General features: G+C 47.3%; 1 protein-coding gene. It reads left to right on the top strand.

Features of this window, described 5'->3' with window-relative positions:
• Positions 1 to 56: 56 nt before the first annotated feature.
• Positions 57 to 298, top strand: a 242-nt coding sequence (tnpA, locus tag Q1A48_RS21535; RefSeq protein ID WP_299948939.1) for an IS200/IS605 family transposase, incomplete at its 3' end; no start/stop codon positions are given.

Genomic DNA, 298 nt, shown 5'->3' with positions numbered 1-298 from the left:
ACCCATGTTACTCCTAGGTTCGAGTTGTCCCCACAATTCGAACGAAAGGAAATAACATGAGCCGTTTTGAAAAGCTAACGCATGTTCTGTGGCATTACCAATACCACATTGTTTGGGTTCCCAAGTACCGCTATAGAGTACTGAAGGGGCCGGTTGCACAGGAAGTGTACAACTGCATTCAGGTGTATTGCAGTCAGCTTCGTTGCAGGATGGTAGAGCTAAATGTCCAAGCAGACCACGTGCATCTTCTCGTGAAAGTGCCACCGAAGGTGTCAATATCAAAGCTCTTGGGAGTCGT

Origin of the sequence: uncultured Microbulbifer sp. (assembly GCF_947489355.1) — a bacterium.
Taxonomy (GTDB): Bacteria; Pseudomonadota; Gammaproteobacteria; order Pseudomonadales; family Cellvibrionaceae; genus Microbulbifer.
Note: the sequence above shows the minus strand (reverse complement) of the source record. Positions and strands in the feature narration are given on the sequence as shown.